We start from the raw sequence: 9474 nt of genomic DNA, 5'->3' as shown, positions 1-9474 counted from the left end.
TTGTTCTCTTGTTCTCTTGTTCTCTTGTTCTCTTGTTCTCTTGTTCTCTTGTTCTCTTGTTCTCTTGTTCTCTTGTTCTCTTGTTCTCTTGTTCTCTTGTTCTCTTGTTCTCTTGTTCTCTTGTTCTCTTGTTCTCCTGTTCTCTTGTTCTCCTGTTTACCTATTCACATGTTCTCCAGTCCACCTAATCGCCTGTTCTCCCACTCTTTTATTTTGCGCGGTTACAGGTCGAGCAATGCTTTGGGAGCAGCGGTTATCGGGGCGGAAAGAGAGACCGTTCCACACGCTGCGGATGTATGCATGATGGCTCATCTTCATATGCTGAGAGGAGTCAGGACGGTCCCCCATTGATGTCGGGTTCGTACATAAGTTGGCGCCCGGTCCGGGCGGTATACCAATAGCCTATCCTGCCATATTAAACGGCGAACGCCATTCTGGTCGAAATGCGTGCGCATCAATGGTACGTTATGCCGCTACACGTCTGCAATCCTGGATGGGTCACTACATTCCAAAGTTGAACTGCAGGTGCGGGTAGTGTTCAGAGAAGGCAAACATCAGGGCAAGGCAATCTGGTAATTGTTTTCTGGATGGTAACAAAGTCGAAGGTCGACGGGGTGTCGGATTTTGTTCCGCCGTTTGATCTCCGTGAAAGGCTCGTCATAGCGCGCGGGTTGTGAGCTTATGTCAGTTCGATAAAACAGTCCCGGTAGTCTGACTTGGGAAGAGGCGGAACTTCAACCTTTCACTATTTGCTGAGCCTTACCCCGGGTACACCATACGGTATGGGATCTTCGCCGAAGAAAACGATCCCTCGCTCTTCGTAGTCGCGTTTGATCGCTTCGATGGTGACAGGTTGCGCACCTCGAGCGTCCGCTTCGTCTTGCTCTACACGACTGACGGTATTCGGTGTGACTTTAGCCAGCATAGCGACCTCCCGTACCCCTGGTTCTAAAATCGCTGTCGCCGCCCGTGCCTGAAAAGCGTTCATGCATCCACCGTGTTACGCCAGCGGATGTCCGGCACCGATGCAGATGGCCCTGACGGAATGACAAAGGACGGTCACCGACAAAGGGCGGGCGACCATTCCGGCCGCCGCACGGGAACTTCGCAGGATTGTGCGGGAGGGGTCTGCCGGTTTTGTTCGCGGTCTGGCGCGACGGTTCAGGCTGGCGAGGGCGTGCAGCAAACGGCAGCGTTCTGGCAGACTGCGCAGCCATGCTGGTGACGGCTTTGACACGGGGATCATGGCGATGACGCGTCGCTGACGAAGCAGGGCAAGTCTGGGAGCAAGGGGATATTCAACCGGCAGATTTGACGAGGCTGATTTCGGTTTTGCTGTCGAGAATGATATGCAGGTCGCGGATCACGGCGGCTGCCTGCAGCAGTGCGTTCCGGATTTCTTCATCGCCGCGCCATCCGCGTTCGATGGAGAGGGCAACGGTGTGGAGGTCAACGAGACTGTCACGGCCGGGGCCAGATGGCATACCGATTGTTTCTCGCATGTCGCGAATTGTCGTGACGGCCCGTTCGAGCACGCGCCGCTTCTGCCAGCTGTCGAGGTGAGCGAGCGTGTTGGAGTGGCGGACTAGTTCGGCAACGAAACTGTTCGTCGCGGTCATTGTGTGAGGTTGCCGGTTCGGCCGACGGGCGTCAATGGAGGACCCTGAAGGTGAGCTTTTGGCCCCAAAGTTGGCACCAGGATGTGACGCCGATGCATCATGGGCGTGGACCCGGCATGCTCGGGTAAGCTCCTCGATCTCGGATCTGGATGCCCTGAAAGGTGGCGAACAGGTCAGATCAGTCGTAGACGGGCTCTAACCAACTAAGGACGTTCAGTTACCGAGATCCCGGGTCGTCGAGCTCGACAAGCTGCCACTCATACCGCACCTCTCATGGCGGCATCGTTTGCCAGTTCGATTTTTCCATTCTCCTCGCCATCCCAGAACTCGAGCGTGCGTGCCGACACCTTGATCAGAACTATACGTGGTGTGTCGGCGCCCTGCGGAAACCACCTGTCCAGTCCACTCGTCCAATGGGCGTCGAACTCGGCCCTGTCTCTGATCAGGCTCGCCTGGCCGTTTACAGAAACAAATATTCCAGGTTTACCAAGAATACCGGGTGGAGCAGTGAACGTCAGTGTAACCGATGAGTCTTTGACTATCTCCTGGACTTTCTTCGTGTCTTCATAGGAGAAGAACCATGAGTCACCATCATATTCCACATCGCCATTGTTGCTCATTGGTCGACTATTGATCTGCCCGGCGGGATCGTGTGTGTTGAACATGCAGAAGTCGATCTTGCTGAGTTTTCTGGAGAGCTCGCTTATCTTCATTGGTCAATCCTTTTCTTGCATCACGAATTCAACCATTTTTGAGGTCTGAGGTTCCGCCGATCGCAGCGCATGACCTTGATACGTGAGAAATACGAGCTGTTCGCGAGCCACTGCTCGCCTTCGGGAAGCCAAAGCTTCCATATCTCGACCGTAAGCGGCAAGCTGACCCCACCTGGCGTCAGTGGCGCTAGCACAGCTATTGCGTAATGTATCCGCCAGCTGTGAGCTTCTATGTCTGCGCCTATCTCTGAAACTAAAAACTTTCATATGATCAAGGCCGTTCCGAAACGTTTCGAGGGCGCGCCTCGGCAGTTTCGGCGGCGTTGGTCCGATGATTTCAAGGAGCGAGCGGTGGCTGAGGCGATTGAGCCTGGAGCGAGTGTCTCGGCAATGGCGCGTCGCATCGGTATATCACTGAAAAATCGGCCCGCTGCGGAAAGACATATTCTTCCCTCGTGCGCAGCGGCACAGTCGAACCTAAGAGGCAGGTCAGGGCTTTATTCGACTATTGGGCAGATCTGAATTTCGAGATCGCCTGAACAGCTGGCTGCGCAAGTTCGAGGTTAAGACCCCGGTAATCCCTGGCATGTGCGCTCGGTTCAACGGTTGACGCGGTTCGCGGTGTCAACGCATACGCTGCGCGCCGCAGCATTCTCTTTGGCGAAGATGCCCGGGACACATCGAGGTCGGTGACGGTGACGGGAATACCCCCATGCTGCGTGTGAAAGAGTCATTGGCCGCAGACGGAGACCCAATCCAGCGGGGTTCTGACCTGCGTGCCCTGGACGATTGAAGTGCGACGACGGCGGGCCGGTGGGGAAATGATAGCGAGAACTGAACGTGAAGACCGCGAAATTCTCGCCTAACTCGCTTACTTACCGGCGCGGCATGATGAGCTCGATGCCGAAGGTGAGCGGATACTGCGAACGTAGTGCTCCGCATTTCGGGTCCTATATCGGCGTAGCCCTTAAAACACAACGTGAGCGTGGACTCCTCAAAGAACGATTACCGCTGCCGTGACAAGCGGCTGAGGTATTACGAATTTCCTGAATTATTGAATATGAAGTCTTGATAGAACGGGGCAAGGCGGCGCCAGCCTCGTTTCCGCGCCGTCATCTTCGCTCCTGTCATCGGATGCAGTGGCGAGCCGGACTAGATGTCCGCCGTCGCGCAGCATGAGCGTCAGCCTGCCTATATTGGCCCATTTCAGTGGGTCATTTACGGCGGATTTTCAATTAATTGACCCATTATAATGGGTGTTTTAGACCATTCTTGCCGCCCGCGGAGATTTCACAGCGGTTTCAGCGTGACAAGCGCTGCTCATCATCAATCAGGATCAACTGATGTGGGACGGTGTCTCCCCATGTCCAAAGGACGACGTTGAGGTCGATATCAGTCGCCCCCGGAGCAAAGCTCCTGACGATCAAACCGCAAAAGCCCTCGTTTTTCAGAGACCGGGCAAGACGTTGTGTGGGGGCTTCACCGAACACATTCATGTCGTCTCGCCAAGTCGGGGTGCTGAGAGTTTGAGCGTCAATACCATGATCATGAAGCAGGGCGCCATCGCGAGTATCAAACAGCGGTGTGATGGCCGCATCGTAGGAGACGAGAGTTGTGGGCTGTAAGCTGCCTGCCTGATTTGCTTCCTTCAATGCCGTGATGACTGTCACTGACGTGTAGAGTGCAGGCATGCCTTTTGGATTGAATCTGCCGCCATAAAGCTCGGCACCTCGTCCGGAGAGCGGCTCACGAGCGTAAACCGGATTAAGGGCTCGGTAGAGCTTGCCCTGGTAGTTCATCAGGGGTTAGGCATGTACGCCAGCGTCGATCGCGTCGATGTATTCGAGTACTTCGTGAGCGCGCCCGTCTCGAACAAGCTGCATTGCTGTGTGGCCAGAAAAGCCTGAGAGAGGCTCTGAACGATACCAGGCATATGCCATGAGCGCAGAACCGAAACGGGCCTCAACCTTGTTGATGACTTCGATCATTTCGCGCAGTCGCCGTTGGGTTTTGTCCGACTTGATGCGTTCTTTGCGCTGTACCGCATCTTTGCCCAACCCGGCACTGCGCGCGATATCGTCGCTTGTTGTATGGAGAACGTCGGCGATTTTTCCCGGCGCGAACAGCCCGTTGTCAGCATATTGTGCGAGAGCCATGCTCGCCTCCTCAAATTTGCCAAAGATACTGACGCAATATAACGTCAAAATTACAGGCATTCAAGATGTCCCTTATCTCTGCAAGCCGCTATGTCTCCACACTGGATGCTGTCGCCGTTCTGGACCAGTCGTGCAGGGCCGTATTCTTGCCGTTGTGACGCGGAATGTTCGGGATTTCGATGGCGCCGGCGCGATCGTTGTCGATCCGTGGCAAGGGTGATTGTTCAGACGTCGATTGCCGAAATGCCGGCAATCGGTTTCCGGTAGTGATTGGCGCAGTCCGGTTACCGTTACCTATGCGGCGCCGAATGTTTTGTTGTTGCAGTTGCTGTTGTTTGAGCGTCCGCGCACTCGGAACGGATCTTTCTTTGGTGCTGGCTGGCCGTATTGAAACGAAAGACGCGACCTGTAAACCGATGGGTGGAAAACAACCCCGATGCTTGAGGCGGAGGCGGAATTTGAACGCCTGTTTCCAGGTCGGCCACCACAGAATATGATCATGTCCCAGGGCGTGGTGTAGCTTAGACGACCACGGCTTATCCCAAAGGGCCGGATGAGTGTCAGCTTGCTGCTGGCAGGCTGATGAGTGGATCATCGCTCATCGTGGCGATGGTTTCCAGTGTCATGTAGCGAGATCGTTGAACGGCCCACTCATCATTCTGCTCGAGCAGCAATGCTCCGACCAACCTGATGATGGCATCGTCGTTGGGGAAAATGCCGACGACTTCAGTGCGTCGCTTGATCTCGCCGTTAAGGCGTTCGATTGGATTTGTGCTGTGAAGCTTTGCCCAGTGCTGCTTGGGAAAGGTCATGTATGCGAGCACATCCTGTTCGGCACTATCCATCAGCGTGGCGAGTTTCGGCACCTTCGGCCTGATCTGGTCTGCTACATTGCGCCATTGGCTGCTTGCCGCGTCCGGCGTGTCCTGAGCGAAAACCGTGGCGATGAAGGCGGAGACGACCCGCCGTCCGCTCTTACCCGCATGAGCCAGCGCATTGCGCATGAAGTGGACTCTGCAGCGCTGGCCAAGTGGCAGAGCACCTTCGATACTGCGGCTTTGATGCCCTCATGCGCATCGGAAACGGCGAGCTTGACGCCACGCAGACCCCGCCTGGTCAGCTTTCGAAGAAACTCGGTCCAGATCGCCTCGGCCTCGGAAGTACCAATCTCCATGCCAAGCACCTCGCGCCGACCATCAGTGTTGACGCCCACGGCGATGATGACCGCGACAGAGACGATACGACCGCCACGACGAACCTTCAGGTAGGTGGTATCGATCCAGAGGTATGGCCACTCGCCCTCGATGGGACGGTCGAGGAAGACCTTCACCTTCTCGTCGATCTCTTCGCACAGGCGGGACATCTGGCTCTTGGAGATGCCCGACATACCCATCGCCTTGACGAGGTCGTCGACGGATCGGGTCGAAACGCCCCGGATGTAAGCCTCCTGGATGACCGCCGTCAGCGCCTTCTCGGCCATCCGGCGTGGTTCAAGAAAGCTCGGGAAGTAGCTGCCTGTGCGAAGCTTGGGAATGCGCAGCTCGACTGTGCCAGCCCGTGTTTCCCAATCTTGGTCGCGATAGCCGTTGCGCTGGGCAAGTCGGAAGCCGTTCTTCTCGCCATAGCCCGCGCCGGTCTTCGTTCCGACCTCCAGCGCCATCAGCTTCTCGGCAGCAAAGCCGATCATCTCGCGCAGCAAATCGGCATCAGCACTCTTCTCAACAAGCGAGCGCAGGTTCATCATGTCGTCGGTCATCGGTGGTGTCCCTCAGGTTGGCTCTAAGCAACCCGACCCTAGCGGAAAACGCCGGTGACCACCCTGTCAGCTACACCACGCGGCGGGACACGATCCAGAATATCGATGATGTCATCGATCGTCCCCTCAAGCAGCGGGTGCGCCGGAGATAACAGGTCAATCCAGCATTGAGTGTTTAATCTGAAGCTGAGTGTAACCGGAGGAGACCTGGTATGCTTGCTTGGGGTAGGGAACAGAGGGCTTGCAGCACGGTGCGAGGCAAAGACAGGTTAGTTTGACATTTTGGTTATTAAGTCAGTTTGATTGAGTTTATGATGTTTTTCGTAAACTTGAATCAGGTTTGAATATGCATTATTATACTCAGTATGGCTGAGCAACGCACGTCACTTTTAAACCGACTTGAACGAGATCTTCCCGAGGGACTGGTCGTAGATGCCGCATGGCTTGAGGAGCGCGGCATAGCCAGCAATCTGCGCGCTTATTATGTCAAGAACGATTGGTTGGAACAGCCAGTGCGCAGCGTCTATAGAAAACCGCGCGGCGAACTGAACTGGCAGCAGGTGGTCATATCGCTCCAGACTCTGCTTTCGAGAATGCCGCTTTACGTTGGCGGCCGCACTGCGCTGGAGCTACAGGGCTATGCGCATTACCTCTCTTATGAGATGAAGACCGTCCACCTTTACGGTGTTGAAAAGCCACCTGCCTGGCTGGGCAAGCTGAACCTTTCCCAGCGCTTTGTTTATCACAACAGCGCGACCTTGTTCCCCAACGATCCGACCAGCCAAGGGCCAGGCGGCCTTGCATGTCATACCGTCGATGGACAAGGAAGTGGCCTGACCACTGTTGCGTGGGGGCATTGGGACTGGCCGCTGATGCTTTCACGGCCCGAACGGGCCTATCTCGAAATGCTCGACGAACTGCCGCGCCACGAGAGTTTTCATCAGGCCGACATGATCATGCAAAATGCTGCAAATTTCAGTCCAAGGCGGCTGCAAAAGCTGCTGAAGGATTGCAACAGCGTGAAGGTCAAGCGGCTTTTCTTCTTCTTTGCGGATCGCCACAGCCATGCCTGGCTCAAGCGTCTGGATAAGACGGCAATCGATATGGGCAAGGGTAAACGTATGCTTGTCCCTGGCGGCAAGCTTGATCCGGCCTATCTCATCACCGTACCAGAGGACCTCGATGCCGTTTCGTGACCAGTACCAAGCCCAGGTCCGGCTGCTGATGCGCCTCATTCCCATCGTTGCCCGTGAGACATGCTTTGCTCTAAAGGGCGGTACGGCGATCAATCTGTTTGTGCGAGACCTGCCGCGTCTCTCCGTTGATATCGACCTGATGTATTTGCCCATGCACGAAAGGTCTGAGGCGCTGGTGGAAATCGACGCTGCCATGAAACGCATCAAGACTTCCGCATTGGCAGATCTGCGCGGCGCACGCGTCACCGAAAATGTGCATGATGGCGCTGTCTTGCGGCTTCTTGTGATGGCAGAGGGAACGCAGGTGAAGATCGAAGTCTCACCCGTCCTGCGGGGTGTCGTTCACGAACCGTTCATCGCCCCCGTCACCGAAGCCGTTGAAGAGGTGTTCGGCTTTGCGGAAACCAATGTCGTTTCATTCGAAGACCTTTTTGCGGGCAAGCTTGTTGCCGCGCTGGACCGCCAACATCCGCGCGACCTTTTCGATGTGCGGGGTTTGCTTACCCATGAGGGCCTGAGCGATGAACTTCGCGAAGCGTTCATTATTTATCTGCTTAGCCACAATCGCCCGATGGGTGAAGTGCTGTCGGGCCGCGTCAAAGACCTTGCGAATGAATACCGCAACGGCTTTGAGGGCATGACCGAGGAGGTCATTGCCATAGAAGAACTTATCAAGACGCAGCATGAAATGATAAAGACACTGATCGGAGGAATGCCTGATCATCACCGTGCATTTTTGATCGGCTTTGAGCTCGGTGAACCGGACTGGTCACTATTGAGGATCAGCCATGTCGCGGAACTTCCGGCGATCCGCTGGCGGCAGCGCAATCTGGATAAACTCAATCCCGACCAACGATCCGACCTGGTTGAATTGCTGCGGGCCTCCCTTGAAAGGCGCACAAAGTGATAGGTGCTTTGCGGTATGGTCCCTGATCAGGGCTGCCGCTCTGAGGTCGAAATTCGCGTGGATCACGTCGTAGGGTACGTGAACCTTTCCGTCTTCGGTTTGTTCGAAGATACCCCAGTCGGACAACGCGGACACGTCCTCGTGCACACGCTTGACGTCACGTTCGACGGATCGGGCAAGTCCGCGTATGCTGGATGGGCCGATCTTCTGGAGATGTTCAATCAACTCCCACCTTTTGGGTGTGATGACAGAAAAAAGCTGTGCGGGCGACGAGAAGGTGAAGACTGCCACGGGGTCTGAGGGATTACCTGAGCGCATGGCGCTGGTTGCCCTGTCGAAAGCCTCATCGAGTGAAGCTTCGCTGTCTGCTCTGATTTGAATCAAGGCTTCTCTCATGGTTTCTGCCTCCTCGTGATTATCTCCTTCCGAAAATCGGACAGGAGGGCATGGGTCGTTGTGAACATGTAGGGATGCTCTTCGCCGTCAAGATGACGATGATCGCCTTTGCCGCGTTTGTTGTCGAACCCGACGAAACGCCTGCCGTCCTTGCCATAAAACAGACGATACTTGAACAGGTGGGGGCTAACGGGTTCGGGCACCTTCCACACAACGATCTCGACATTTGCGCCGTCTGGCAAAACAGTTTTCGAACGTTCGACAGGGATCGTGGCAATCATGTTTGTAGGGTATTTGCGCTTGGAATATTTTACTAATATATATCCAGTAAATACATATATTATTATTTTTATACTTTGATAGAGGAATAAATTACCACTTATAGACTTGAGTGAACGATTGATCACGGCGCGCCATTGACTTTAGGCATGGAAGGTCATTCTTAAACATATAATTTAAGCTGGAGTGATGCGAAAACATATAAAATATTACAGGCGAACCATTGCCGACAGAGGGAGGGGGTTTAATTGGCGGATTTTTGCTTGTTTTGCGGACAGGCAATTCGAGCCGCTTGTAACTGGATGATTTTATATAGGTTTTTATATGGAATGTGGATTATTTATTGGTGGAACGAGAAGGAATCTGATTGTGAAGCGGACTGAGAAGGCGATGAAAATTGATGGCGATCGATCATAATAACAATATCATGATATTGTTATTATGATCGATCG

The 9474-nt window shown here is 54.5% G+C and carries 9 protein-coding genes and 1 pseudogene; 3 read left to right on the top strand and 7 right to left on the bottom strand.

The genetic code is table 11. The annotated features are described in order from the left end of the window. Positions 1 to 745 precede the first annotated feature (745 nt). From K7A42_RS00165 to K7A42_RS00155, 3 genes are all read right to left on the bottom strand, one after another. Positions 746 to 925, bottom strand: coding sequence for an XRE family transcriptional regulator (locus K7A42_RS00165; protein WP_282454649.1), 180 nt, complete (start codon positions 923 to 925; stop codon positions 746 to 748). Between the two features lie 373 nt (positions 926 to 1298). After that, positions 1299 to 1619, bottom strand: coding sequence for a hypothetical protein (locus K7A42_RS00160; RefSeq protein WP_282454648.1), 321 nt, complete (start codon positions 1617 to 1619; stop codon positions 1299 to 1301). Positions 1620 to 1876: 257 nt separating this feature from the next. Then, the gene (locus tag K7A42_RS00155) at positions 1877 to 2332 is read right to left on the bottom strand and encodes a pyridoxamine 5'-phosphate oxidase family protein (protein WP_220367315.1); all 456 of its coding nucleotides are present in this window, start codon (positions 2330 to 2332) and stop codon (positions 1877 to 1879) included. 231 nt (positions 2333 to 2563) lie between these two features. On the opposite strand from K7A42_RS00155, the gene K7A42_RS00150 reads away from it, so the two are divergent. Further along, positions 2564 to 2854, top strand: a complete 291-nt coding sequence (locus K7A42_RS00150) for a transposase (RefSeq protein ID WP_220367314.1) — start codon at positions 2564 to 2566, stop codon at positions 2852 to 2854. A 779-nt stretch (positions 2855 to 3633) separates the two neighbouring features. Here the strand turns inward: K7A42_RS00150 and K7A42_RS00145 are convergent. The 3 genes and pseudogenes from K7A42_RS00145 to K7A42_RS00135 form a co-directional block, all read right to left on the bottom strand. Then, positions 3634 to 4131 (bottom strand): RES family NAD+ phosphorylase, encoded by a 498-nt coding sequence (locus K7A42_RS00145; RefSeq protein ID WP_045535503.1) that lies wholly within the window; start codon positions 4129 to 4131, stop codon positions 3634 to 3636. Between the two features lie 6 nt (positions 4132 to 4137). Beyond that, positions 4138 to 4488: an MbcA/ParS/Xre antitoxin family protein gene (locus K7A42_RS00140; protein ID WP_022563984.1), complete on the bottom strand. Its 351-nt coding sequence runs from the start codon at positions 4486 to 4488 to the stop codon at positions 4138 to 4140. Between the two features lie 560 nt (positions 4489 to 5048). Then, positions 5049 to 6244 (bottom strand): annotated as a pseudogene (locus tag K7A42_RS00135) (IS256 family transposase). Positions 6245 to 6609: 365 nt separating this feature from the next. On the opposite strand from K7A42_RS00135, the gene K7A42_RS00130 reads away from it, so the two are divergent. Together K7A42_RS00130 and K7A42_RS00125 are read left to right on the top strand one after the other, a co-directional pair. Next, positions 6610 to 7440, top strand: coding sequence for a type IV toxin-antitoxin system AbiEi family antitoxin domain-containing protein (locus tag K7A42_RS00130; RefSeq protein WP_077985962.1), 831 nt, complete (start codon positions 6610 to 6612; stop codon positions 7438 to 7440). Then, entirely contained in the window at positions 7427 to 8347 is a 921-nt protein-coding gene (locus K7A42_RS00125) for a nucleotidyl transferase AbiEii/AbiGii toxin family protein (RefSeq protein ID WP_077985963.1), read from the top strand. Before K7A42_RS00130 ends, K7A42_RS00125 begins: the two co-directional genes overlap by 14 nt. A 392-nt stretch (positions 8348 to 8739) precedes the next feature. Here the strand turns inward: K7A42_RS00125 and K7A42_RS00120 are convergent, their stop codons facing one another. Continuing rightward, positions 8740 to 9024, bottom strand: coding sequence for a toxin-antitoxin system TumE family protein (locus tag K7A42_RS00120; protein WP_022563989.1), 285 nt, complete (start codon positions 9022 to 9024; stop codon positions 8740 to 8742). Between the last annotated feature and the right edge of the window lie 450 nt (positions 9025 to 9474).

This window comes from Agrobacterium sp. InxBP2 (genome assembly GCF_026191755.1).
GTDB lineage: Bacteria > Pseudomonadota > Alphaproteobacteria > Rhizobiales > Rhizobiaceae > Agrobacterium > Agrobacterium pusense.
The sequence above is the reverse complement of the archived record's forward strand: the minus strand, read 5'-3'. Positions and strand labels throughout refer to the sequence as shown.

Coding starts and splice junctions, on each gene's coding strand:
- K7A42_RS00165 (WP_282454649.1), bottom strand. CDS start 925: ATGCTGGCTAAAGTCACACCGAATACCGTCAGTCGTGTAGAGCAAGAC.
- K7A42_RS00160 (WP_282454648.1), bottom strand. CDS start 1,619: ATGACCGCGACGAACAGTTTCGTTGCCGAACTAGTCCGCCACTCCAAC.
- K7A42_RS00155 (WP_220367315.1), bottom strand. CDS start 2,332: ATGAAGATAAGCGAGCTCTCCAGAAAACTCAGCAAGATCGACTTCTGC.
- K7A42_RS00150 (WP_220367314.1), top strand. CDS start 2,564: ATGTCTGCGCCTATCTCTGAAACTAAAAACTTTCATATGATCAAGGCC.
- K7A42_RS00145 (WP_045535503.1), bottom strand. CDS start 4,131: ATGAACTACCAGGGCAAGCTCTACCGAGCCCTTAATCCGGTTTACGCT.
- K7A42_RS00140 (WP_022563984.1), bottom strand. CDS start 4,488: ATGGCTCTCGCACAATATGCTGACAACGGGCTGTTCGCGCCGGGAAAA.
- K7A42_RS00130 (WP_077985962.1), top strand. CDS start 6,610: ATGGCTGAGCAACGCACGTCACTTTTAAACCGACTTGAACGAGATCTT.
- K7A42_RS00125 (WP_077985963.1), top strand. CDS start 7,427: ATGCCGTTTCGTGACCAGTACCAAGCCCAGGTCCGGCTGCTGATGCGC.
- K7A42_RS00120 (WP_022563989.1), bottom strand. CDS start 9,024: ATGATTGCCACGATCCCTGTCGAACGTTCGAAAACTGTTTTGCCAGAC.